The sequence below is a fragment of the Nannocystis sp. genome (assembly GCF_016714285.1).
Classification (GTDB): domain Bacteria; phylum Myxococcota_A; class Polyangia; order Nannocystales; family Nannocystaceae; genus Nannocystis.
Map to the genome: position 1 here is coordinate 85001 of NZ_JADJNN010000002.1, position 24601 is coordinate 109601.

A 24601-nucleotide genomic window follows, 5' to 3' on the forward strand; every position below is an offset into this window, starting at 1 on the left:
GGTTTCCCTCTTCCACTATCCAGTTTTCAGGGAGCGTCTCGCGTCGGCCGGGCCGTTCGCGGGGTGGGAGACTTATGCTCGCTCTCCCGTCTCGTCAAGTTTTTTCTTGCCGAGATTTTCTCAAATCCGCCTCGAAGTTCCGGCCTCTCGTTCGGACTGTTGTCCGGGTCGGGAGGACCGGGTGGCTCGAAGGGAGGCGGGGTCTACCCCGTACCTTGTTCCCCGTCAAGCGCCTTTTCGCGGTGGAGTTTCCGTTCCGGACACCGGGAGGCCGAAGCCCCCAAGTCGCCGAAGCGAGGACCAGGCTTAGTCCCATCAGTTCCGCGCGTCAAGATCAATTGATGCGGGTGACGACCGCCCGGCATGACGAGCCAGCTCACAGGCCCGGCGGCGGGCAGACTCCGGGTGCCCGGAGGCCCGGTGCTATCGCAAGGAGGCCTTGGTCCCTGTTGTCGCCCAGACCCGCCGCGGGCTGCTCCTGATGTTGCTGGCCACCGCCGCGTTCGTCGGCATGAGCGTCTGCGTGAAGTCGCTGCGCGAGGCCGGCATGAGCACGGCCGAGGTGATCTTCTTTCGCATGACGCCAGGCCTCGTGTGGCTGTGGTTCGAGCTGCGGGTGCACCGCAAGCTCGAGCTGCGACCCCACCGCAGAGATCTCGTCTATCTGCGCTCGCTGTTCGGCATCGGCGCGATGGCCACCAACTTCTACGCCGTGCAGACCCTCACTCTCGTGCAGCACAACGTGCTCTCGCTGCTCCAGCCGGTCTTCATCGCCCTGCTCGCGCCGCTGCTCCTGCGTGAGCGCATGCACGCGGTCGTGCTCGCCGCCCTGGTGCTCGCCGGCGGGGGCGCGCTGCTGGTCCTCGATCCCGGAGCAGCGCCCGCCGGCCTCGGCGCCGTACCCCTGGTGCCGGCCTGCCTCGGCGTGGCCTCGGCCCTGTTCTCGGCGTTCGCCCACATGACGATCCGCCGCACCGCCGCGCACGAGTCCCCCGAGTTGGTGGTCTTCTACTTCGCCCTCCACGCCAGCCTGTTCGGCCTGGTGTGGAGCGCCGCCAGCGGCGGCCTCGGTCATCTCTTCGACCTCGTCAGCTCGGCCACCCTGGCCGCGCTGGTCGGCCTCGCCCTGTTCGGCGTGCTGGGGCAGATCGCCATGACGCGGGCCTATGGCCACGCACCCGCGACCCTGGTGGCGATCGTCGCCTACGTCGGCATCCCGTTCAGCCTGCTCGCCGACATCCTGCTGTGGGACGCGCACGCCGGCGTCTCGGCCCTGGTCGGCGCCCTCTTGATGGTCGCGGCGGGTCTCCTGCTGAGCCGCTGGCCACGGCCCCTGGTCGCGGTTCAGCCCGGCCAGCCGTAAAACACACCGACCATCTCGCGGCGCACGTCCTCGAGCGCCGCGAGGTTGTCCGGCGACTTCGGGTCCTGGCCGGCGGGGAAGAAGTCCGCCGGATTCAGGCGCGTGCGCATCATCTTCGTCTGCCAGATGTTCTCCGACTGCAAGACCATGTCCTCGCAGTGGTAGTCGCGGACGATCTGCGGATCGATGAAGTCCTGGATCGATCGCACGCTGTGGTCCATGTACACGCGCCGACCCTGAGCGTCGCGCGTGAAGCCGCGGACCACGTAGTCGATGATCACCACGTCGTTCTCGAAGCTGTGGAACATGTAGTCGAGCGCGCGCAGCGGCACGATCGTCCCGCAAGTGGCGATGTCGATGTCGACCCGGAAGCTGCAGATCCCCTTCGGGTCGGTCCAGTCCGGATACGTGTGCGCGCAGAGGTGGCTCTTGGTCAGGTGGGCGCCGACGCTGGTGTGCCCGTGCGTGCCGACCTGGCCGTGCCCCAGGTCGCTCATCAGCACCAGCGAGCTCGCCCCCTGCGGCTCATAGTCCTGCGCCGACACCGACAGCACCTCGGCGTCGAGCATCCTGGCGATTTCGCGCAACACGTCCGTGATGCGCCGGGCGTTGAACTGCTCGTCGATGTCCTGCACGTAGCGCCGACGCTCGTCCTCGCTGCGCGCGACGTAGAAGTCGTAGAGATTGAAGCTGACGACCTTGGTCAGGTTGTTGAAACCCTGCAAGGTGATGCGGTCGGGCTGCCCGAACATGGGCCGGGACGATGGCCGCGGACCCTGCGACAGTCAAGCGAGCGAAACGGCGTTCCTCTGGCGCATGGCGGGCACCTCAGCCGTGAATTTGCCCCACAGACCGCCGACCTTGCCGTGTGAAACTCCACGGCTTTTGCGCTTGCGCCCCCGGCAGACCCTCCCCGAAACTCCAACCCCTATGCTTGGGTTCTCCACGTCCGCAGCATTTGCGTTCGCCACACTGGCGGCCGATGACCGCATTCCGAACGAGGAGGCCATCGCGCTGGCGCCGACCGTCGGCTGGCTGCTGCTGCTGTGCGCCGTGTTCGTGTACCTGATGTTCGCGCTGCAGCACGAGCGCTGGCGCCGATTCTGGCTCACCGCCGAGGACCCGCGCCCGATCGCCCTGTTTCGCATCGTGTTCGCGTTCCTCTGCATCTGCAACATCAACGACCTGTTCGAGTATTTCGAGTTCCTGTTCACCGACGAGGGCATCTTCCTCAGTGACGCCACCCGCCAGCTGGTCGCCGCCGGCCAGTTCAAGGGCTTCGGCGAGGGCATGGGCGACGACCCCTACGGCTTCTTCGACACCTCCGCCTGGCTCGAATTCCTCAAGGGCCAGAAGTACTCGCTGCTGTACTTCTTCGACACACCGCGGGCGATGTGGATCCAGATGCTCGCGTTCTACGCCGTGACCACGGCGTTCATGCTCGGCTGGAAGTCACGCATCACCGGGTTCCTGAGCTTCATGCTCATGAACAGCTTCTTCCTCCGCAATCACCTGTTCTGGGAGGGCACCGAGCTGGTCTACCGCGTGTTCTTCTTCTACCTGCTGCTGGCCCGCAGCGGCCACGCGTACAGCGTCGACAACTGGCTGCGCTGCCGCAAGCTGCGCAAGCAAGGTCTCCTGAGCGAGCCTGGCGGCCCCGGCAACGGCGCCGGCGTGGCCCCGAGCCCGGCCCATCCGCGCGGCCTCGCGGCCATCTACCGCCTGATCCCCGCGTGGCCGCGCTGGCTGATGGTGCTGAACATCGCCTGCCTCTACTGCTACACCGGCACGGTCAAGAACGGCGCCGTGTGGGCCAAGGGCGACGCGCTGTACTACGCGCTCAACATGGACCACTTCTTCCGGTTCTACCCGCAGGAGATCTCGACGATCGTGGGCCTGAACCTGTTTCGCCTGGCGACCTGGATCACCCACTGGTGGGAGGCCCTGTTCCCCCTGATGGTCGTCGGCCTGGTCACCCGCTGGGCCCTGCGCGAGCAGCTGGAGCCGCTCCGCGGCTGGCGCCTGTGGTCCGTCCGCGCCTGCTGGCTCGGCCTCGGCCTGAGCGCCATGGTCGTCGTCCTGGTCGCGTTCCCGGTCCACTACGTCCAGACCCCCGGCCAGCCGAGCCTCGAGCGCATGCAGCTCATCTTCGCCGCCAGCTGGCTGGCCCTGATGACCGTCCTCGGCGGCCTGTGGTGGGTCCTCGGCACCCGCCGCCTGCAGGTCAGGCTCCGCGGCCGCAGCTTCGTCCTCGACCGCGAGTGGTTCTCCACCTGGTTCCTCGGTCGTCGCGTGTGGCTCACCCTCGGCATCCTGTTCCACGGCAACCTGCAGGTGCTGATGAACATCGGCATGTTCGCGCCGATCATGCTGTCGACCTACCTGTTCTGCCTGCAAGGCGACGAGCCCGGCCGCATCCTCCGCTTCTTCGGTCGCGCCCTCGCCCGCATCGGCCTGCCGATGCCCGCCAGCGTGCGCCGCGGCGAGCCCCCCGTGCCCGCCGAGGACCGCAGCCTCCCGCACCACATCCGCGACGCCCGCGGCCTGCCCGGCGGCCTCATCTACTTCCTGGTCGTGTTCGCGGCCTTCGGCGTGTTCCTCCAGGCCGGCCCGCTGGTGCCCTGGTTCAAGCAGGCCGTGCTCGGCATGGACGAGACCGCCGCCGTCGGCGGCCTGCACTTCGGCTGGACCCTCGTGGCGATCGCCGTGCTGCTCATCCTCGTCACCTACGTGCAGGGCCACCGCGGCACCCGCGGCTTCGCGCTCAAGCTGGCCGGGCTGTCGGCGGGCCTGCTCGCCTACCTGTGGCTCATGGGCACCACCATCGAGGACCCGCTCGAGGCCGAGACGTGGAAGTTCATCCGCGTCGGCGTCAACCTCGGCATCGTAGCGATCCTCGCCCTGCAGCAGATCCCGTGGGTGCACCGCAAGCTCGCCGCGATCGGCCTCAGCTTCAACGCCCCGGACAAACCTGCGCCGCAGCTCCCGGTCGTCGACCCCCACTCCGGCCGCCCGCGAGCGCCCTGGGCCTACCACTCCGGCGGGCGCATGCTGGTCGGCTTCATCGTCATCTATCACGTCACCGCGATCGCCTTCTGGGAGCTGCCCGAGAAGGACTGCGTCTCGACCTTCCGCATCAAGGGTCGCGAGGCCTTCAGCACCTGGGTGCTCACCACCCAGACCGACCAGCAGTGGGGCATGTTCGCCCCCAACCCGCCGCGCCACAACGTGTTCATGCGCATCGTCCTCACCGACGAGAACGGCGAGCAGTGGGACATGCGCAGCGACGTCTACGCCGCCGAGCGCATGCCGATCCCCTGGGTCTGGAACGACCGCATGCGCAAGATGAACCGCCGCGTCATCGGCGGCGAGTCCGGTAAGGGCGACTGGTACCAGAAGTGGTACGCCCGCTACCTCTGCCGCGAGTGGGCCCGCACCCACCGAGGTGTGATGCCGCAGAAGGTCGAGCTCTTCAAGCTCACCTACAAGATGCCCTCGCCGGAGATGGTCGCCAAACAGGGCTGGTACGTCCCCGCCAAGCTGCTGCACGACACCGGCCGCGAGGAGCGGCAGTACACCGAGAAGTGCGCCAACGCCGTCCACGGCCAGCTGCCCAACTACATCCGCGAGCGCCACGGCATCCCGGCGATCGAGGAGAAGGTGTTCAAGCCGTGGGTGCAGTCGAAGAAGAAGGCGTGGGACAAGCGCCTCGAGAAGCCCGTCCCCAAGCCCGAGAAGCCGGAGCCCAAGACCTCCGCGACCCGCAATGGCAACGTCCGGCCGGTCACGACCGCGTCGGCCAAGACCAGCAGCGGCTGAGCTGAGCAGCGCGGGTCGCCCGGGCCCGCGTCGGGGAGCGCACGATGATCGCCACCACCCTCTTCGCCATGCTGGCGCCCGCCGCCTCCTCCGACGACCCGATCCCCAACCTCGAGGCGCTCGCCCTGGCGCCGACCGTCGGCTGGTTGATGCTCCTGGCCTTCGCGCTCATCGTCGCGATCTTCATCATCCACCGCGAGACCTGGCGCCGCCTGTTCCTCCGCGCCGAGGACCCCCGCTCGCTCGCCGCCTTCCGCATCGCCTTCGGGCTGATGACCATGGCCAACATCAACGGCCTGTGGGAGCTCTTCTATTACCTCTTCACCGACGAGGGCCTGTTCTTCGCCGACGTCGCCCAGGAGGTGTTCGCCAAGGAGCAGTTCGACGGCTTCGCCGACGGCGTCGGCGACGAACCCTACGGCTTCCTCGGCTGGGCCGGCTTCGTCAATTTTATCAAGGGCCCCAAGTTCTCCCTGCTCTACTTCTGGGACACGCCCACCGCCTTCTGGCTGCACCTGGTCGCGTTCTGGCTGGCCTGCACCAGCTTCATCGTCGGCTTCAAGACCAAGTACGCCAAGTGGGCGACCTTCCTCCTCTTCAACTCGATCATCATGCGCAACCAGGTGTTCTGGGAGGGCACCGAGAACGTCTACCGCGCTTTCCTTTTCTACCTCTGCATCTCCCGCTGCGGCGCCGCCTACAGCGTCGACAACTGGCTGCGTTGCCGCCGGCTCCGGAAGCAGGGCCTGCTGAGCGAACCCGGAGGTCCCGGCGCCGGCGCCGGCCTGGCCCCCTGCCCCGAATACCCCAGCGGCCTCGCGGCCATCTATCAACGCGTCCCCGCCTGGCCGCGCATGCTGATGATCTTGCAGGTCGCCGCCCTGTACTGCTCGACCGGCACCGTCAAGAACGGCCACGTGTGGATGAACGGCGACGCCTTCTACTACGCGCTCAACCTCGACCACTTCTACCGCTTCGAGCCGCAGCAGCTGTCGGCGATCTTCGGCACCAACCTGTTTCGCCTCAACACCTGGGTGGTCCACTGGTGGGAGGCCTGCTTCCCGCTGGTCGTCCTCGGCCTCGTCAGCCGCTACATGCGACGCGAGCGCGTGCCCCCGCCGCCGCGCGCCCAGCTGTGGATCGCGCGCGCCTGCTGGCTGCTGCTTGGCCTCACCTGCTGCGCGATCGTCCAGGTCGTGCTGCCGGTCCACATCCAGCGCGCGACACCCCCGGGCCAGTGGAACCTCGCCGCCTGGCAGCGCTACTTCCCGTGGATCTGGCTCGGCGGGATGCTCGTGATCGTCGGCTTCATCGCCCTCGCCCGTCGCCGCCCGCCCAGCCTCACGATCCGCGGCCACCGCTACCAGCTCGACCTCGACTGGGTGTGCAGCTGGCTGCTCGGCCGCCGCGTGTGGCTCTCCCTCGGCGTCATCTTCCACGCCCACCTCATCATCATGATGAACATCGGCTGGTTCACGCCGGCCACGCTCTCCACCTACTTCGTGTTCCTCAACGGCAACGAGCTCGCCAACCTGCTGCAGCCGCTCATCGGCCGCGGCAAGCCGGCGATCCCCAGCGAGGACCCGAGCCTCCCGCATCTCCACCATGACGCCGCCGCCATGCCCGCCTGGGCGCTATTCGGCGGGCTTGCCGTCGCGGTCGCCGGCGTCTACTTCGCCGTCCCGCGCGAGGTCGTCGACGCCGCCGGTGCCGTGACCCGACGCCCCGGCGTGCACTGGGGGGCCACCGGCGTCGCCGTGTTCGTCGGCCTCGCCGTGGTCGGCTACTTCACCGCGCGCCGCCGCGGCATGCTGCAGCTCTCACCGCGCAACGAGCTGACCGGCACCCCCCGCCAGCCGTGGGCCCACGCGCCGATGGGGCGCTTCCTCGCCAGCGCCCTGTGTGCCTACCACATCACCGGCGTGGCGATCTGGCTGCTCCCGGAGAAGGACTGCCTCGGCGGCAACGACAAGCGCACGTCCTGGCGAGTGCGCGCGCAGGACCCCTTCAAGTGGTGGATCCGCATCACCCAGACCAACCAGGGCTGGAAGATGTTCGCCCCCAATCCACCGCGCACCAACCTGATGATGCGCGTGCTCGTCACCGACAACGACGGCGAGGTCTACGACCTCAACACCGACGTGTATCACCCCGACAACCGACCGATCCCGTGGATCTTCTACTCGCGGATCCGCAAGATCAACCGCCGCATCATCGGGGCCGAGGGCGGCAAGGGCAAGTGGTACCAGAAATGGCACGGCCGCTACATCTGCCGCGACTGGGCGCTGCACCACGGCGGCGTCGCACCCAAGCAGGTCGACCTCATCAAGGTCTCCTACTCGATCCCCACCCCCGAGGAGGTCGCCAAGGACGGCCCCTACAAGCCCGTGGAGCGCATGCAGCGACACTCCTCGGTCCGCCACGTGCACACGACCCAGTGCACCGACGTGAACGCCCAGTTGCCCAACCACATCCGCGAGCGCCACGGCCTGCCACCCCTGCCCGACGACCAGCCCTTCAAGCCGTGGGACAAGGACCGCCAGGCCCAGTTCGCCAAGCACGTCGCCGAGCTCACCCGTCAAGGTCGCGACCCCAACCGCGTCCCCTTCGCGCCGATGACCATCGGCCTCGTCGTCATCATCGCCGGCCTGCGCTGGCGAAGGCTCGACCGCGACAACAAGCGGACCGCCCTCGCAGCCCTCCACAACCCCACCGACCCCGCCGACACAAACCCGCGTTGAGGCGCAAGGAGCAGAGTCGAGGCCGAGGTCAACGACGTCAGGGGGAGCAGCGGCGCCAGCGGAGCAGCGACCCCTCTCAGCGCGACTCCTGCTCCTTCTTCTTGCTGCGCGCCCGGTTCCACTTCCACAGGCGTACCGCCGAGGTGGTGGCCGCGTTCTGGAGCGCGTCGCCGAAGCTGCGCCGCGGGGCCGGCTTGCCGTCCTTCTCCCGGTCCTTGCCCGACGCGCTCTCGCCGAGCACGGTGCCGAACCACAGGCCGGCGATCACGGCCAGGATGACGGCGAGGATCATGAAAGCCGCGGTGATGGGGTCGTCGAACATCGGTCCTCGGATCTCAGCGGACGGGCCACGCCGGCCAGCCGAGCAGCACGCGCAGCCAGGGCGGGGCGAACAACAGTAGCAGGTTCGGCGAGGCCGGCTGCTGGGCAACGCGGGGCGCCGGCAAGGTCGGACACTCGCAGCCCCAGCTCGCGGGCAGCCGCGGGCACGCGGCCTCGGCGATCAATCGGTGTCCCTCGCTGTTGGGATGGATGTGATCGAAGCTGCGAAGCTCGTCGCGCAGGAACCAGCGCGGGATCTCGGCCGCCGCCGCCGCGTCGCTGCGCAGCGCGGCCGCCCGCGCGTCCTCGGCCAGCTCGGCGTGCGCCGCCTGCCAACCGCGGTCCTTCGTCAACGCCCGCTCCAGCCCCGCCGCGTCGCGCAGCGGCCGGTCCTCCGCCCGCAGCGCCGAACGGTACAGGTCGACCGCGACGTCCGCCCGCTCCTCCGCCTGCCACTCCGCCTCCGCGCCCGCCGCCCGCCGCCCCGCGAACTCGCCGAGCGCCTCCGCCGGCGTCAACGCCCCGAGCACGAAGTCGACCACCCGCGTCGTCGCCCGCAGATAACGCAGCCCGCCCGCTCCGGCCCAACGTTTGTCGCTCTCGTCGCCCCACGGCGTCAGCGTGAGGCCCACCACCTTGAAGCCCTTGCTGTGCGCCAGCACGAACATCTCACGGATGTCGTGGTTGGTCCGCTCCGGCGTGCCGACGCTGTTGAGCCCGCCCTGGAACACCAGCCAGTACTCGTTGCCCGCCGCCCGCAGCTGCGGCAGGCGCTCGAGCACCTGCTGCTTGAAGCGCTGGCGCAGCGCGAAGGCGCCGAAGCCGACCTTCGACAGGTTCTTGACCTCGACGTGCTTGCACATCTTGGCGATGCGCTCGGCGTACGGTTGCTTCGGCCAGGCGCCGATCGAACCCGCGAGCACGACCACCTTCACCGGGCGGTCGACCTGCTTGAAGCGCCAGGTCGGCGGCGGCTCCGGTGGCAGCGGCGCCTCGACGCCGGGCTCCGCCGCGGGCTCCTGCGCCTGTCCCGGACGACCTGTCCCGAGAGTCAGCAAGCCCACGACCAGCGCCAGCGCGACCCGGCTCAGCGCCGGCGCGACCCGGCTCGCGGCGAAGCCCTGACGTGACCCGGTCGCGCTCATGGCGTCACGCTGAAGTCGACGGAGGCCAGGACCATGCCGTCCGCCGAGAGCACCCGCGCCTGCCAGGCGCCGAGGTACTCGCCGCGCAGCACCAGATACGCCCGCGAACGATAGGCATGGATGTCGGGGATGTTCACGCCACGCCGGCGAAACGGCGCGCCGTCCTTGACCCACTCGACCTCGACCGACTCCTCCTCCCGGCTGTGCACCACCCGGAAACAGACGTTGACCTGGTCGTCGCGGGCCAGCGAAAAGCTGGCCGTCTCGTTGGCGCAGCCGTCCTTCTCATAGGCGGTCCCGAGCCAGATCTTGTCGACGTGGATCCCCGTCGCACCGATCGCCCCGAGCGGCGGACCGTCGTGGATCGCCACCGGCAAGCGCTGAAACACCCGGGCGATCGCTGCCGGCGTACCCGCCGGGACAGCACGTGGATCCGGCGAACCCTTCACCGCGGCCGGCTCCGCTGGCTCCGCTGGCCCCGCTGGCTCAGCAGGCTTCGTCGCAGGCTCCGGCGACGGAGCTCCCACGTGCGTCGACGGTAGCTCCCGCGTCGCCGCCGGGACCATCGAACCCACCGGCACCGCCGCTCGCACCGGCGCCGCCGACACAACCTCGGACCCGCCCGAACACGCCGCGACCGGCACCACACACACCCACAGCGCCCAGGCCAGACCCCTCCGACGCGGCATGAGGTCCACGGATGTTGCTGCTGTTGCCACGCGCGCGCCTGCGGCGTGCATCCTAGACAGGTTTCTCGGGCCCAAACAACCGTCCCGGCCGGGCTGCGCGGGCCACCACGCGCTGAACCACGGTCGCCGACCCGCCCCTCCCACGCGCAGCCTCGCGCAGCCCTGGAGCCGAGCATCCTCTCATCGCGTGCGCTTGCTCAATGCCGCGCGGCGGTCTAAGAGACGGAGCCATGCTCCGAGCCCTGCCTCTCTCATTGCGTTCGCTCCTCGTCGTGACTGGCCTCGCCGCGCTCTCGGGCTGCCAGACCCAGCACACCATCGGCAAGGAGCCCCACGCCCGGCCCGCCGCGCCGGCAAAGGCCACCCCGCGCGGCCTCCCCGAGGGCAGCGCCGAGGGCGTGCCGGAGCACCTGCTGCACGAGTACGCCGCCCGCGACCTCGCCCCCGAAGCCGAGATCCGCACCTGGGATCTTCCCGCGAAGGCCAAGCGAATGGTCGTCGAGCTGCTCATCTCCGCCGCCCGCGACGACCTCTCGCGTCTGCCCATCCTGATGACCGCACAGTCCCGTTGGGGCGTCCCCGACCGCCGCGAATACGACGCCCTCCCGGTCTTCGACCAGGACGACGGCCGCGTCTTCTTGGACACCCTGCGCGCCGCGGCCTCCCGCTTCAGCCGCAAAGAGAATCTCAATTGCCCGCCGATCATGCCGCCGATCGCCCAGACCTACGTTCGCAACGGCGCCGAGCCCATGTGGTGCTTCTACGGCAGCAACGACGGCCTCGACATCCTCGCCTTCAAGCTGGTGCTCGAGTCGGGCAGCGCCCGCTTCGATTACGTCGGCATGTACGCCGAACGGGCAATCCGCATGAACGCCCGTCCCGGCGCCCAGCCGCCGCCGATGACCCCGATCGTCCGCCGCGCGCCCAACACCCCCTCACGCCTGCCCGAGCTCCCGCCCGGAGCGATCCCCATGCCACCACCCGAGGGCGGCGGCCCCGTGATCGTCGCGCCCACCCCGACCTCCCCGACCACCCAGCCGATCATCGTCCCCGGCGCCCCTCCCGGCCCCGACGCGCCGGCGGCCAAGCCCGAGCCCAAGCCCGCCGCACCCAAGCCCGCCCCGAAACCCGCCCCAAAGGCCACTCCGGAGCCCGCACCCGCCCAGCCCGCGCCCGCACCCGCCGCGCCCGAGCCGCCCGCACCCTGACCTGTCCACGGGGCCAGGCTCACCTGTCCCCGCGCCCAGGCTCACCTGTCTGCGCAGACAGCTTCACCTGTCCCCGCAGACAGCTTCACCTGTCCCCGCAGACAGCTTCACCTGTCCCCGCAGACAGCTTCACCTGTCCCCGCGCCCAGCCTCATCCGGCTCACGTAGCCACGCCGCGATCGCCCGGTTGTCCTGCGGCCCGAGGCCGAGCTCTGCGCGCAGGTCGATCCAGTCCGCAGCCCAGCCCGCCTGCGGCTCGACGATGAGGTCCGCGTCGAGGTCCTCGACCCCGCGAAAATTGAGACGGCAGGTGCTCAGCTCTTGCGGCCGCTCGGCGTTCCACAGCGGGATCCCATACTTGCGGCAGATCCGCGGGCGATGTTCGTAGAGCTGGCAGCTGCCCGCGTCGTCGAGCGCCGGGCAAGCTTCACCACGACCGGCCTCGTACACCGCCGAGCGGGCCACGATCGCCGCCCGCACGCCCGGCTCGGCCGCCGCCAGGCCCCTCGCGCAGCAGCGCCCCCTCCAGCTCCGACACGCGGAAGCTCTGATGGCAACACTCGCTGCACCCCGGGCGGCAGCCGATGTGCGCCCCATAGCGCGCGACCACCGGCGCCACGTCCCCGTCGATGATCGCCAGGTGCACCCGCAGCCGCGTCTTCGCGCCTGTACTCACAGACATGTCCGATCCTACATGTCCCCCGGGACCTGTGGGCTTCACTCCCACGGTGCCCCCATCGCGGCGACCAGCTGCCGGTAGGGCGACCACGCGTGGCGCTCGAGGAAGCGGCGCGGCGTCAGCTCGCCCCGCTGCACCGCGCGCAGATCGGCCTCCTGCCGGCGCAGCGAGGCCGTCAACGCCAACGTGCGCACGACGTCGGCCTGCCGATGCTCGGGGTGACGCACGCTGCACAGCGCCGCGACCCCGCGCCCGCGCTGCACCGAGGCCACGTGCCAGTCGGCGAGCCGCGCCCGCTGGACCACCAGATCGAGGCTACCCGCCCAACCGTCCGCGCCGAGCTCGAGGCGAACGAAGGCGTCGAGATCGGGCAACCCGCGACGATCGAGGCTGACGGCGATCCGCGCGAGGTCGAGTTCGAGATGCCCCTCGACGACCTCGACCACCAGCGCCACCACTCGCCCGCCATCCGGCAGCACCCCCGCGACCGTCAGCGGCCCGGTGTAGCGACGGATCCAGCAGCCCGCCGCCTTCGCCTCGAACAAGCCGAGCGCCTCGCGGCCCGGCAGACGCAAGGGCCAGCGCGCACACCCGCGGGCCTCCGAGAGCAGCAGCGAGAGCCCGGCCAGCCCGGCCGTGGCCCGCTCGACCAACCCGAAGCCGACGAGCGAGCGCCCACCACGGAGCTGCCGCCGCAACGCCAGTCGCCGCTCCACCTCGCACTGCACCCCCGCGTCGACCTCCCCGCGCCGCAGCTCCGCCCCCACCTGCTCGCGACACGGACTCGCCAGCTCCTGCACCGCCGCCCGCGGCTCTCCCACAGCGCTGCCGCGCGGCTCCCGGGCCTCCACCACCCCCGCAAACAACAGCGCGGCGACCAGCCCAGCGCCAGCCACCCCGGTACCCCTCCGTCGCCGAGCCCCGGACCTCGCCACGCCGGCAAGCCTACCAGCAACGCGAACCCGCGGACCCGGACCCGGATGAGACCCCGAACCCCACAACACACCTGCGACTTGAGCCACGCGCGCGCCTGCGGCACTCTCCCGCCCATGCACCGGTCCCCGACTCGTCTCATGGCCCGCCCCGCCCTGCTCCGCTGCGGCGCCGCGGCCCTCGTGCTCGCCCTCGCGGGTTGCCTCAAGGTGCCCCCCGAGACCGACGAGCCGGGCACCGAGCAGGGCGCGCCCAAGACCGCCAAGGAGCTGATCGACCGCTACGTCACGGCGCTCGGCGGCGAGGCGGCGCTGCGCAAGATCACCCAGCGCACCGTCGAGGCGCGCATGACCTTCTTGCCCGAGACGGGCTGCACCGAGGCCGACAAGGACTGCCGCCGCGACGAGAAGATCGGCAGCTTCACGCTCCAGACCACCACCGACGCCAAGATGTACCGGCGCACCAACCTCGACAACCAGATCGACGAGCAAGGCTTCGACGGCAAGCAAGGCTGGTCGCTGCGCGGCGGCCTGCTCGTGCTCGAGGACGCCGAGGGCTCGGCGATCTCCCGCGAGGACGCGAACCTCCACTGGTACCTCGACCTCGACAAGCGCGGCGTGGAGCTCACCCTCGAGCCGACCCGAAGCACCGACCACGAGAACCAGCCGCGCACCCTCGACGGCCTGCGCTGGCACGTCAAGGCCACCCCGGCGCAGGACAAGACCCTGTGGTTCGACCGCAGCACCGGCCTCCTGAGTGAGGAGATGCTCGAGGACAAGGACAGCGAGGAGGTCCTGCGCCAGTGGGTCCTCTACGACGACTACCGCGCCGTCGACGGCGTCCAGATCCCGCACAAGATCCGCCTCATCAACCAGATCGGCGACCGCTCGCAGGAGGTCATCTTCACCACCCAGCGCGCCGACCACGCCAAGGTCGACGTCAGCGTCTTCAACGTCCCCAAGGTGCCGCCGCCCAAGCGCGCCGACGACCCCCTGCTCGCCGAGCTCGCCAAGGTCCGTGAGGCCGCCGCCGCCGCCCCGAAGGACCGCGACGCCCAGCTCGCGCACACCCGCATCGCCTGGGCTTCTGGCCACTTCGAGGAGGCCGCCGCCGCCGCGCAGGCGACCCTCAAGCTCGACCCGAAAGAGATCGAGGCCCTGTGGATCCTCGGCCGCCAGCAGGTCCTCGCCGGCCGCTTCAAGGAGGCCGAGGCCACCCTCACCCGCGCCGGCAAGGCCGGCGTCAAGCCGCAGCTGATCTTCGCCCAGCAGGCGTGGATCCGCAGCCACCAGCGTGACTTCACCGGCATCGCCAAGGCCCTCGACGAGCTCGGCCCCGAGAACGCCGCGCTCGCCGGCCGCTACCGCACCTTCGTCGGCCAACCACTGCGCGTCAGCGTCGCCGGCAACGGCTGCCAGTCCGACCTCGTCCTCACCCGCGACGTCGGCGCGCCAATGCTCGAGGTGGAGATCGACGGCGAGAAGGTGGTCGCCATGCTGGACACCGGCGCCGCCGACGTCATCGTCGACACCAAGCTCGCCGGCAAACTCAAGCTGCCGATCCGTTCGCGCACCCCGATCGGTGAGAAGGCCGAGATCGGCCACAGCCAGATCGACAACCTCAAGATCGGCGACATCAACATCGCCAACGTCCCCGTCGACGTGTTCCCCAGCGAGACCCTCGCGCAGATGTCCGGCAGTCGCCAGGCCGCCTCCGCCGTCATCGGCGTCCGCGTGCTCGAGCAGTTCCAGGTCACCTACGACCTCCCGGCCAAGAAGCTCTCGCTGGTCCACACCGGCCCGAAGTGCAAGGCGGCCCTCGCCGCCAACCGCCGCGGCGCCAGCACGCCGATCTGGCTGCACGAGACCCACTTCGTCTACACCCTCGGCAGCATGAACGGCGCCGAGGGCCTGTTCCTCATCAACACCGGCATGCAGGGCGTCGACCTCACGGCCACCAGCCGCTCTTACGCGCTCGCCGGCATCGGCGCGCCGCCGCTGCGCCGCAACGAAGCCGCGATCGTCGAGGTCGAAGACTTCAGCATCGGCGAGGTGCTGCACGCGAAGGGCCTGCGCGGCGCCTACGGCTACTTCGAACAGGGCGAGAGCTCCGACCAGTTTCGCATCGACGGCATGATCGGCCTCGACGTGCTCGCCCGCCGCCGCGTCACCTTCGATTTCCCCGAGCGCAAGCTCTACTTCAGCGACCCCAGCCCCGCCGCCGCCCCCGCGAAGTAAGGGACATGTCCGAAGAGCCAGAGACGGTCGCGTACACGGCCGCGTTCGGCCAGCTCGCGGGCGCGTGGGTGTCCGCGCCGTATGTGGAGGTCGACGCCGCCGGCACCGTCGTGCGCGCCCAGAGCGGCCGCCCCGAGCACACCCCGCCGATCGTCTACGACCTCGGCCGCGCGCTGCTCCTGCCAGGCATGGTCAACGCCCACAGCCACGCCTTCCAGCGGGCGATCCGCGGCGCCACCCATCGCCGCGGCGCCCACGACCCCTCGAGCTTCTGGAGCTGGCGCGAGGCCATGTACCGCGCCGCCAACAGCCTCGACCCCGAGGCCGTGTTCACCGTCACCCGCGACTGCTACCGCGAGATGCTGCGCGCCGGCATCACCTGCGTCGGCGAGTTCCACTACCTCCACCACGCCCCGGACGGCCGCCCCTACGCTGACCCCAACGAGCTCTCGCGCCAGGTCATCCGCGCCGCCAACACGGTCGGCATCCGCCTGGTCCTGCTCGAGGTCTACTACGCCCGCGCCGGCGCCGGTCGTGAGCCGCTCCCCGAACAGCGCCGCTTCTGCGACGGCAGCGTCGACGCCTACCTTCGCCGCATCGACGTCCTCCGCGCTGAGGGCATCGCTATCGGCGTCGCCCCGCACAGCGTCCGCGCCGCCCCGCGCGAGGCGCTGCGCGAGCTCGCCGCCTACGCTCACCAACACGGCCTACCGCTGCACATGCACGTATCGGAGCAGCCGCAAGAGAACGCCGAGTGCCAGGCCGAGCACGGCTGCAGCCCGGTCGCGCTGCTGGCCGCCAGCGGCTGCCTCACGCGCCCCGGCGCCTTCACGGCCGTGCACGCGATCCACCTCGATCCGGACGACTTCGCGACCCTCTCCGGTCACAACGTCTGCGCCTGCCCGACCACCGAGGCCGACCTCGGCGACGGCATCATCCCGGTCGGCGAGCACCTGCGCCACGACGTCCAGCTCGCGCTCGGCAGCGACAGCAACGCCGTCGTCGACCTCGTCCAGGAGGCCCGCCTACTCGAGATGCACGAGCGACTGCGGACGCGCGCGCGCCTGTGCCTCGCCGACCGCGACGGCCACGTCGGTCATGCACTCCTGAGCCTCGCCACCCGCGGCGGCGCCCGCTCACTCGGCCGCACCGAGCTCGGGGAGATCCGCGTCGGCGCCCCCTTCGACGCCTGCACCGTCGACCTCGACCACCCGAGCCTCGCGCGCATCGACCCAGCCCTCGCCCTCGACGCCCTCCTGCTCTCCGGCACTGCCGCAGCGATCGATCGCGTCTTTGTCGGCGGCGTCCGTCGCCTGTGAGCCGCGAAAGATCGCGCCCACGCCAGTCCCTGGCCCTCGGCGGCGGGCGATGCTACGTCCGGGCTCAGATGTCGCTCCCACGCAGCCTGGCCGTCGCGCTCGTCGGGCTCGGCCTGACCGCCGGCTGCGCGTCGCGCCAGACCCAGGCCGCACGCGCCGCGTGGAACCAGGCGGTCCGCAGCGACGGCCCAACGACAGGCCGCGGCGACGACCGCGGCGACGACCGCAAGACCGGCGACATGGCCGACCCCAACGCCTGGCGCGACCTCGCCAGCTTCACGAAGGACACGGCCGAGCTCCTGTCGCTCGGCGTGTCCACTGTGCCGCTCGACACGCTGGTCGCCAGGTTGTGCGCCGAGCCGCCCGAGGCGAGCCCCGGCGTGCTCGCGCCCGACGCCGTACGCTGCCCTCCCAAGCCCGCGATGGAGCCGATCGGCCACACGCTGACCCTCGAGCTCGGACGCCATGGTACCGTCGGCCTCGTCGCCACCGAGCTCTCTTCCACCGAGAGCCTCGACCTGCTGACACTCGCGCTGAAGAACCTCGCCGGTAGCTGCGCCGGTGGTTGGACCAAGATCACCGGCATCAGCACCGAAGAATTCCACACGTGCACCGCACCCTCGGGCTCGACGGTCGTGCTCGGGCGCTTTCTCAGCGCAGGCGGCGGAGAGCGCTGGCAGTTCTCCCTCGCAGTTCTGGGGCCGGGCTAATATGCTCCGCCCGCGAGCTTCTCCATGACAGCAGCGACCCCAGCGACCCTCAGCCACGGCGGGATCTTGTTCCCGCTCGACATGTTCCGCCCAACTGTGCTTGCGCAGGCCATCGCCGAGGTGCTGATCGGCAAGGTCCGAAACATCCTCGACGCCACCCTCGAGATCGCCCGCCACCCGAGCCTGCCCCTCGCCCTCGCGCAGATCCACGGCACCGTCGTCGGCGACGACCCGGCCGAATTCTGGCGCGAGAACCTCGACCTCGCGCTCGTCGTCAGCCAGATCGTCCCGCGCCAGTGCTTCGTCTACTACGCCCGCACCGGCAGCAAGGCCCGCGAGGGCTTCCTGGTCGCCCAGCGCGGCCAGGCCATCGCCGCCGACGACAGCAACCGCGACGACGTCCCGCCCGGCAAGCCCGGCTCCCACTGGCCAGTCACGCGCCTGTGCGAGCAGATGCGCATCTCGATCGACGACCTCGCCGAGTCCTTCCCCGGCGGCCCGAGCATCCAGCTGTCGCTCATGGAACCACGCGGCAACGATCAGACCCTGCTCATGACCCTCGTCGGACAGCCCGCGGCCGACGCCGCCGAGGCCGAGCTCGAGGGCGACGACGGCTACGACGAGCCGGCTCCGCCCCCCCCGCCCCCTCCGCGCGGCGGCGGTCTGACCCAGGGCTTCGGCGCCCCGCCGCCGTCCGGCCCACCGCCGAGCCGTGGCCCCGCGCCCGCAGCAGCTCGCCCAGCACCCGCGGCGCCTGCCAAAGCGCCGGGCATCACCGCCATCGAGGACGCCAAGCGTCGCGCCGCCGAGCGTGCCGTCGAGCAGCAGGAGCTCCAACAGCGCAGCCAGCAGGTCGCCAAGCAGCTCGACTTCGCCGAGGACGAGCACGGCGTCGTGGTCGCGGTGCCGGCCGAATTGTCGGAGACGACGGTGTTGCAGCCCTTCCACGTGCAGCACGTCGAGCGCAACGCGCCCGAGAGCCTGCCGGCCGAGCTGCGTGCGCGTCTCGAGGGTAAGGCGATCGACTTCGCGGTCCGGGTCGAGTTTCTCAGCGAGGTGCTGCTCGGCAACCAACCGCTCGCACGGCCGAAGTTCGAGGAGAAGGCGGTCGCGCGCGACCTCGCGGGCCTGACGGTGCAGGCGCTCGAGGTGCTGGCCCCACGCCTCGGCGCGGGCACGCTGCTGCGCAGCAACGGGCGCAATGTGTTCGTGTCACGCCGCGCCGAAGCGCCGCTACCGGCGGCATTCCTGCGCAAGCTGCTCGAGGGCTGAGTCGACGACAAAGGTGCGCGGCTCGTGTGAGTCGCGCACCTTCGCGTCGCCCTGTTGTCGGTGGGCCGCAGAGACCCGGTCGGTCCCGCCACCCGATCGCTCAACGAGCGGGGCGGCAGTCCGATGCTGCGGTCAGCTTGTCAACGAGGAGCCGAGCGAACTCGAGTCGAGTGCTCAGGCCGAGTGCGACTTCAAGCTCGAGAGGATCGCTTCGGGGCGCGTGCCGACCGAGGTCTCGGTCGGATCGCTGAGCTTGTCGCGGATCAACGCGTCGAGGATCAACGCGCGCTCCGGGTTCGGCGGCAGATGCTCGGCGAGGCCGAGCTTGCGGCTGGCAAGCGCCTTGAGGAACGGCTCGATCTTGCGGATCTCCTGGGCGATGCGCATCGTCGCATCCTTGCCCTCACCGCGCCGGACCTGGAACTTCGGGGCGCAGCGCTCGACCGCCGCCACGAGGTCGCGGGCCAGATCGACATCGACCTGATCCTCGACGCCGAAGCTGGCGACCACGATAGGCCGGCTCTGCGCCTTCTTGTTGCCCTCGCCCGACCACCAAACGTTGTGCGCGATGGACAGGTAGGTCCTGCGCGACTCACCACAGCGGACTTTGTTCCTTCGGAGGTACATAGGGGTAATCCTTTCTCAGACCAAGCTCGTCGTTGACTGCGGCACTGTGCCGGCGCTTTTGGACGCCAGTCTTGGGAGATCCTTCATGCCTAGTTCCTTGGCCTGCATTCCCTTCGTCTGTCTCGCCAAAAGGGCCTTTTTGTGCCCACGTTCTCAAGGCTAGCGTTTGCGCCAGACTGAGGCCAGCGGGTTTTGCAAATTTCCTCCTAAAATCTGATAAATCCACGATTGGAGGTCATCTGGACGAGTTTTGGTGGCTTCTGGCCCCCGGGCGCAGCATGGAGCCAGACGTAGCTGGATTACAATTGGCCCTAGAAACTGCAATGCCGCGGCGTGCGGGGAAAGGGGATCACGTCGCGGATGTTCTCCATGCCGGTGACGTACATGACGAGGCGCTCGAAACCGAGGCCGAAGCCCGCGTGGGGGACCGTGCCGAAGCGGCGAGTGTCGAGGTACCAGGCGTACTCGACGGGGTCGAGGTGACCATGGACGATGGCATCGGTGAGGACGTCGAGCCGCTCCTCGCGCTGTGAGCCGCCGATGAGCTCGCCGATTTTCGGCACCAGCAGGTCCATCGCGGCGACGGTCTTGCCGTCGTCGTTGCGGCGCATATAGAAGGCCTTGATCTCCTTCGGGTAGTCGGTGACGAACACGGGTCGGCCGACGAGGGTCTCGGTCAAGTAGCGCTCGTGTTCGGCCTGGAGGTTGGCGCCCCAGAACACGGGGAACTCGAATTTCTGCCCGCTCTGCTCGAGGCGGCGGACCGCCTCGGTGTAGCTCATGCGCTCGAAGCTGGCCGAGAGGACATGTTCGAGGCGAGCGACGAGACCGGGGTCGATCTGCTTGTTGAAGAAGGCGAGGTCCTCACCGCAGCGCTCGAGGGCGGTGCGCATGAGGTGCTTGACGAAGGCCTCGGCGAGGTCGGCGTCGTCGTCGAGGTCGCACCAGGCCATCTCGGGCTCGATCATCCAGAACTCGGCGGCGTGGCGGCTGGTGTTGGAGTTCTCGGCGCGGAAGGTTGGGCCGAAGGTGTAGATGTCCGAGAGGCCCATGGCGAAGGTCTCGCCGTTGAGCTGGCCGGACACAGTGAGGTAGGTCGGCTTGCTGAAGAAGTCGTGCTGATAGTCGACCTTGCCGGCGGGGTCGAGCGGGGGCGCGGCGGGATCGAGGGTGCTGACGCGGAACATCTCGCCCGCGCCCTCGGCGTCGGCGGCGGTGATGATCGGCGTGTGCACGTAGACGAAGCCGCGGTCGCCGAAGAACTGGTGGACAGCCTGGGCGAGCGCGCTGCGGACCCGGAAGACGGCGCCGAAGGTGTTGGTGCGCGGGCGCAGGTGGGCGATCTCGCGGAGGAACTCGAAGCCGTGGCGCTTCTTCTGCAGCGGGAAGCTCGAGTCGGCGAGACCGACGACGATAAGCTCGGTGACCTGCAGCTCGACCCGCTGGCCGGCCGCGGGCGAGGCGACGAGCTGGCCGACGACCTCGACGGCGCTGCCGGTGCTGAGCTTGCGGACCGCCTCGAAGTCGGCGAGGGTCGCGGGGCAGACGGCCTGGAGCGAGGCGAAACACGAGCCGTCGTTGATCTCGAGGAAGACGACCTGCTTGCTGTCGCGGACGGTGCGCAGCCAACCTTTTACACGCAGGTCGGAGCGCGGGGGCTCGAGCTTGAGGACATCGACGATCTTGACTCGCGGCCGTTGCATGACGGGCGGGAGGGTAACACACAGGTGCCGGCTCGCCGCATGCCGTGGTATGCAGGCGCATGGTCGCCGCGACCCATTTGCCGGTGCAGGAGCGCTTCGTCTCGCTTCAGGGCGAGGGCGGGCTCGTGGGTGTGCCGAGCACGTTCGTCCGGGTTTCGGGCTGCAACCTGCGCTGCGCGTGGTGTGATTCGCCGGCGACCTCGTGGGCGCCCGCGGGGGCGCAGGTCGAGCTGGCGGAGCTGGTGGCGTTCTGCGCCCGCGGGCCGCGGCACGTGGTCCTCACGGGGGGCGAGCCGCTGCTGTTCCCCGGGGTCGCGGCGCTGTCGCGGCAGCTGCGAGCGGCGGGGCATCACGTCACGGTCGAGACGGCCGGGACGGTGTGGCTGGACGAGCTGGACTGCGACCTGCTGTCGCTGAGCCCGAAGCTGGGGCACAGCACGCCGTGGTTGCGGGCGCCGAAGCTGGCGGAGCGGCACGAGCGGGCCCGGCTCGACCTCGAGGTGCTGGGGCGGCTGATGCAGCGCCACGCGTGGCAGCTCAAGTTCGTGGTGCGCTCGTCGGAGGCGGCGGGCGACCTGGACGAGGTCGAGCAGCTGTTGCGACAGCTCGCGGTGCCGGCGAGCGAGCGGCACCGCGTGCTGGTCATGCCGGAGTGCACGGACGCGGGGGCGCTGCACGCGAGCTACCGGACGCTGGTGGCGGCGTGCATTGAGCGGGGCTTTCGTCTGGGCGAGCGACTGCACATCGCGCTGTTCGGCCACACGCCGGGGACCTGACGCCAGCGTGGGGGCTTTCGCCAGGCCGCTGCATCGCGCTGTGCGGCCACAGGCCGGGGACCTGGCGCCGGCGGGGCTTTCGCCGGCGCGGCTGCACCGCGCTGTGCGGCCACAGGTCGGGGACCTGACGCCGACGCGGGGGCTGCACCGCGCTGTTCGGCCACAGGTCGGAGGCCTGACGCCAGGCTTTCGCCGGGGCTGCGTGAGCGCATAGACTCCGGCGCGTGGACTACCACTGGCTGCGGGCCTTGCACATCATCGGCGTCGTCACCTGGTTCGCCGGGCTGTTCTACATCTTTCGCCTGTACGTGTACCACGTGGAGAACCAGGGCAAGGCGGAGGTGACGGAGCTGCTGCAGGTGATGGAGCGCCGGCTGTATCGCGGGATCTGCTGGCCGTCGATGCTGTTCACCGCGACCTTCGGGCTGATGTTGTTCGCGCAGATGTCGGGGCACTACCTCGCGCAGCCGTGGTTCCAGATGAAGCTCCTCGGGCTGGCGATCTTGTTCGGGTACCACTTTTATGCCGGCAAGGTGCGCAAGGACCTGGCGGCGGGCCGGTGCCGCTTGACCTCGCGCCAGTGTCGACTGATCAACGAGGTGCCGATCTTGCCGCTGTTTCTCATCGTCATCATGGCCGTCGTCAAGCCGCTGCTGTGGGGTTGAGACGCCCCACACGGGGGCGCGAGCTTCCTGATACGATGACCACATGCGAGGCGCGGGTTGGGTGCTCATGGGGACGCTCGTGGCGGGCGGCTGCGGTGGTTCGGAGGCGTGCGCCGACCTCGGCGATGAGGTGCTGCTGACGGCGCAGGTGACGGACAACGGCGAGCAGACGCGCGTGGAGGTCGAGCTGCGGCGGGGCGAGCTCGGCGGCAAGTCGATCCCGGTGAAGCTGTGTGAGCACGACGCGCTGTGGGTCGACGCGGTCGAGATGACGCGGGTCAAGCGGCCGAGCGGGGCGGTGATCTACGAGGCGATGCTCGCGACCAGCGGCGCGGCGATGCGGACCTTCGCGCTGCACAGCGACGACGAGGTCAGCGAGTTCACGACGACGATCGACGCGCCTGAGTTCGAGATCACGGCGCCAAAGCCGGCGAGCGAGCTGTCTCGGGCGGCCGCGCTGGCGATCGCGTGGACGCCAGCGCGGGGGGCTGACGCGAAGATCTCGGTGAAGTTGGCCGACGAGATCGACGGCGACGCCTGCCTGGGTCCGCCGCTCGAGCTGGAGGAGCCCGACGATGGCGAGGTCGTGGTCGCCGCGGCGATGGTCAAGCTGGACAAGATGATGGCGCCGCCGGACGGCGCCTGTGAGGCGTTCGTGACGCTGTCGCGGGACCACATCTGCGACCTGAAGCCGACGATGGGGAGCGCCGTGCTGCACCCGGAGAGCCGCGTCCAGGCGACGACATCGCGCACCGTGGCGTTCATCTCAGTGCCGTGAGCGCGGGGTCTTGCTGCCGGCGAGCGGCTGCTGCAAAGTCGGGGCATGTCGCGTCGGGGGCTCATCATCCGCCTGTTGATCTTCGTGCCGTTGTTCGCGTACTTCGGCTACGGCGCGTACCAGAAGTGGCGCGCTGAGCAAGGCCGAGGAGGCCGCCCTGCCCACCAGTCACAAGATGCAGCTGCCCGACGGGCGAACGATCGACGTCATCGAGCTGACGCCCGAGCAGGCCGAGAAGCAGTTCGGCATCAAGCTGCCGGTGGAGCCGACGGTGTCCGATGCGAACAAGCCGGCCCCGATGACGAAGGTCGAGCCGACCAAGCTCGAACCGACCAAGCTCGAGCCGAAGCTTGATTCGCCGGTGCCGGGGCCCGCTCCGGCGAATTGACCGCGTGCAGGCGATCGCGTAAGGCTGCGAGACCATGGACGCCAGAGAGTTCCAGAAGCTGTCGGCGAAGGCCCTGGCGCACATCGATACGGCGCTCGGCGAGGCCGACGCGGACCGGCTCGATGTCCAGCTCGCGGGCGACGTGCTCACGCTGACCTTCGCGGACGGGGCGCGCTTCGTGATCAACTCGCACAGCGCAGCAGGGCAGATCTGGATGGCCGCGGGGACGACTGCGTGGCACTTCGACCACGACGCGGCGAGCGAGCGGTGGATCGCCCGGCGCACGGGTGATGAATTGATGCAGACGATCGCGCGGGTGGTCGGCGACAAGCTGGGAGCACGGGTCGCCGTGTAGTCGGGTCATGGCGACGCGCTGGAGCTGCCTCGCTGTCGCCGCTTCCCTCGGGCTCGGGGGCTGCGCCCAGATCTCGGTGAGTCACGAGCTGCGCACGCTGCCGGTGGCGGGGGCACGGCCGCTGTCGATCGAGCGGCGGGTCGTGGAGCGGCAGCTCGAGGCGCGCTGGGTGCAGCGGGGGGACACGCTGGCGGTCGAGCTCATCGAGCATCGGCGCTGTCAGGTGGTCGAGCGGGTGGCGGCGGTCCGCGAGGAGCGGCAGACGCGGCGAGCCGACGGAGCGATCTACTGGGAGTACGGCGTCGCGGCGGTGCTGCTGGGGCTGGCGGCCTTCAGCTTCGCGCGGCCCGACCTGTTCGCGGTGCCCGAGGCGACCGACATGGGCGAGCGGCGGGCGCCGCGGACCGGCTACGCGCTCGGCGGGGTGTTCGCGGGGCTCGGCGCCGGGGCGCTGGGGGTCGGCATCTACGACAGCGTCCGCGCGCGCGACCGGGTGTTGAGATCCGACACGGTGATCCTGCGACCGGGGCCGGCGGCCGACTGCGATGAGCCGAGCTTGCCCGCGAGTCAGCGGCGGCTCGAGCTGCGGCTCGGGGAGTATCGCAGCCACGCGGTGACGGACCTCGAGGGTCGGGCGCGCTTCCTGTTGCCCGGGCCGGCGCTGTGGCCCGCGGCGGAGGACGAGGCGCCGCCGGAGCTGGACGGGGTGGCGACGCGACCGACGGCGCGACGGTGGTCGGGGGTGCTGCAGGTCGGGCTGCAGCGCAGCGTGATGGTGGAGGTCGTGCTGCCGTACGAGCACACTGCGCTGGTGCCGAGCACGGGCGCGGCGATGTCGGGCCCGACCTGAGCGCAACGACACCCACTCTGGGT

At 70.0% G+C, this 24601-nt stretch carries 22 protein-coding genes; 14 read left to right on the forward strand and 8 right to left on the reverse strand.

Translation table 11 applies throughout. The features are described 5' to 3' along the window. Window positions 1–439: 439 nt before the first annotated feature. Window positions 440–1363 carry a DMT family transporter gene (locus IPJ59_RS04575; protein ID WP_293249869.1) on the forward strand — a complete coding sequence of 308 codons (924 nt, stop codon included), beginning with the start codon at window positions 440–442 and terminating at the stop codon, window positions 1361–1363. Here the strand turns inward: IPJ59_RS04575 and speD are convergent. Continuing rightward, the gene (gene speD, locus IPJ59_RS04580; RefSeq protein WP_293249866.1) at window positions 1345–2115 is read right to left on the reverse strand and encodes an adenosylmethionine decarboxylase; all 771 of its coding nucleotides are present in this window, start codon (window positions 2113–2115) and stop codon (window positions 1345–1347) included. The two genes, IPJ59_RS04575 and speD, sit on opposite strands and share 19 nt — an antisense overlap. A gap of 178 nt (window positions 2116–2293) precedes the next feature. On the opposite strand from speD, the gene IPJ59_RS04585 reads away from it, so the two are divergent. Continuing rightward, entirely contained in the window at window positions 2294–5182 is a 2889-nt protein-coding gene (locus tag IPJ59_RS04585; RefSeq protein ID WP_293269920.1) for a hypothetical protein, read from the forward strand. A 44-nt stretch (window positions 5183–5226) separates the two neighbouring features. Further along, the gene (locus IPJ59_RS04590) at window positions 5227–7923 is read left to right on the forward strand and encodes a hypothetical protein (RefSeq protein ID WP_293269921.1); all 2697 of its coding nucleotides are present in this window, start codon (window positions 5227–5229) and stop codon (window positions 7921–7923) included. Window positions 7924–7999: 76 nt separating this feature from the next. Here the strand turns inward: IPJ59_RS04590 and IPJ59_RS04595 are convergent, their stop codons facing one another. The 3 genes from IPJ59_RS04595 to IPJ59_RS04605 are packed head-to-tail and all read right to left on the reverse strand — an operon-like array spanning window position 8000 to window position 9838. Beyond that, window positions 8000–8245, reverse strand: coding sequence for a hypothetical protein (locus tag IPJ59_RS04595; protein ID WP_293249858.1), 246 nt, complete (start codon window positions 8243–8245; stop codon window positions 8000–8002). Window positions 8246–8258: 13 nt separating this feature from the next. Then, the gene (locus IPJ59_RS04600; protein ID WP_293249855.1) at window positions 8259–9389 is read right to left on the reverse strand and encodes an SGNH/GDSL hydrolase family protein; all 1131 of its coding nucleotides are present in this window, start codon (window positions 9387–9389) and stop codon (window positions 8259–8261) included. Then, window positions 9386–9838, reverse strand: coding sequence for a DUF2914 domain-containing protein (locus tag IPJ59_RS04605; protein WP_293249852.1), 453 nt, complete (start codon window positions 9836–9838; stop codon window positions 9386–9388). The genes IPJ59_RS04600 and IPJ59_RS04605 overlap by 4 nt, the downstream gene beginning before the upstream one ends. Window positions 9839–10308: 470 nt before the next feature. Between IPJ59_RS04605 and IPJ59_RS04610 the strand changes: the two genes are divergently transcribed. Further along, window positions 10309–11286, forward strand: a complete 978-nt coding sequence (locus IPJ59_RS04610) for a hypothetical protein (RefSeq protein ID WP_293269922.1) — start codon at window positions 10309–10311, stop codon at window positions 11284–11286. Between the two features lie 129 nt (window positions 11287–11415). Here IPJ59_RS04610 and IPJ59_RS04615 read toward each other — a convergent pair whose 3' ends face one another. Together IPJ59_RS04615 and IPJ59_RS04620 are read right to left on the reverse strand one after the other, a co-directional pair. Next, window positions 11416–11883, reverse strand: a complete 468-nt coding sequence (locus tag IPJ59_RS04615) for a YkgJ family cysteine cluster protein (protein WP_293269923.1) — start codon at window positions 11881–11883, stop codon at window positions 11416–11418. Between the two features lie 120 nt (window positions 11884–12003). Continuing rightward, a complete protein-coding gene (locus IPJ59_RS04620; protein WP_293269924.1) occupies window positions 12004–12861 on the reverse strand; it encodes a hypothetical protein in 858 nt (285 codons plus the stop codon). Between the two features lie 177 nt (window positions 12862–13038). On the opposite strand from IPJ59_RS04620, the gene IPJ59_RS04625 reads away from it, so the two are divergent. From IPJ59_RS04625 to IPJ59_RS04640, 4 genes are all read left to right on the forward strand, one after another. Continuing rightward, window positions 13039–15135 (forward strand): retropepsin-like aspartic protease, encoded by a 2097-nt coding sequence (locus IPJ59_RS04625; RefSeq protein WP_293249840.1) that lies wholly within the window; start codon window positions 13039–13041, stop codon window positions 15133–15135. 5 nt (window positions 15136–15140) lie between these two features. Continuing rightward, entirely contained in the window at window positions 15141–16454 is a 1314-nt protein-coding gene (locus IPJ59_RS04630; protein WP_293269925.1) for a formimidoylglutamate deiminase, read from the forward strand. A gap of 68 nt (window positions 16455–16522) precedes the next feature. Continuing rightward, window positions 16523–17164, forward strand: a complete 642-nt coding sequence (locus tag IPJ59_RS04635; RefSeq protein WP_293249834.1) for a hypothetical protein — start codon at window positions 16523–16525, stop codon at window positions 17162–17164. A 24-nt stretch (window positions 17165–17188) separates the two neighbouring features. Further along, entirely contained in the window at window positions 17189–18436 is a 1248-nt protein-coding gene (locus IPJ59_RS04640; protein WP_293249832.1) for a hypothetical protein, read from the forward strand. 174 nt (window positions 18437–18610) lie between these two features. Here the strand turns inward: IPJ59_RS04640 and IPJ59_RS04645 are convergent, their stop codons facing one another. Both IPJ59_RS04645 and asnS read right to left on the reverse strand, forming a co-directional pair. Beyond that, window positions 18611–19063: a hypothetical protein gene (locus IPJ59_RS04645; RefSeq protein ID WP_293249829.1), complete on the reverse strand. Its 453-nt coding sequence runs from the start codon at window positions 19061–19063 to the stop codon at window positions 18611–18613. A 311-nt stretch (window positions 19064–19374) separates the two neighbouring features. Beyond that, the gene (gene asnS / locus IPJ59_RS04650) at window positions 19375–20766 is read right to left on the reverse strand and encodes an asparagine--tRNA ligase (RefSeq protein WP_293249826.1); all 1392 of its coding nucleotides are present in this window, start codon (window positions 20764–20766) and stop codon (window positions 19375–19377) included. 59 nt (window positions 20767–20825) lie between these two features. Here asnS and IPJ59_RS04655 point away from each other — a divergent pair, with 59 nt between their 5' ends. The 6 genes from IPJ59_RS04655 to IPJ59_RS04680 all read left to right on the forward strand — a co-directional run bounded on the left by IPJ59_RS04655 (window position 20826) and on the right by IPJ59_RS04680 (window position 24578). Beyond that, entirely contained in the window at window positions 20826–21542 is a 717-nt protein-coding gene (locus IPJ59_RS04655; RefSeq protein WP_293269927.1) for a 7-carboxy-7-deazaguanine synthase QueE, read from the forward strand. Window positions 21543–21766: 224 nt separating this feature from the next. Beyond that, window positions 21767–22207 (forward strand): protoporphyrinogen oxidase HemJ, encoded by a 441-nt coding sequence (hemJ, locus tag IPJ59_RS04660; protein ID WP_293249820.1) that lies wholly within the window; start codon window positions 21767–21769, stop codon window positions 22205–22207. A gap of 43 nt (window positions 22208–22250) precedes the next feature. After that, on the forward strand, window positions 22251–22985 hold the full coding sequence (locus IPJ59_RS04665) for a hypothetical protein (RefSeq protein WP_293249817.1): 735 nt from the start codon (window positions 22251–22253) through the stop codon (window positions 22983–22985). A 175-nt stretch (window positions 22986–23160) separates the two neighbouring features. Continuing rightward, window positions 23161–23373 (forward strand): hypothetical protein, encoded by a 213-nt coding sequence (locus tag IPJ59_RS04670; RefSeq protein WP_293269928.1) that lies wholly within the window; start codon window positions 23161–23163, stop codon window positions 23371–23373. Between the two features lie 34 nt (window positions 23374–23407). Next, window positions 23408–23728: an iron donor protein CyaY gene (gene cyaY / locus IPJ59_RS04675; protein ID WP_293249811.1), complete on the forward strand. Its 321-nt coding sequence runs from the start codon at window positions 23408–23410 to the stop codon at window positions 23726–23728. Window positions 23729–23735: 7 nt separating this feature from the next. Continuing rightward, a complete protein-coding gene (locus IPJ59_RS04680; protein ID WP_293249808.1) occupies window positions 23736–24578 on the forward strand; it encodes a hypothetical protein in 843 nt (280 codons plus the stop codon). Window positions 24579–24601 lie beyond the last annotated feature (23 nt).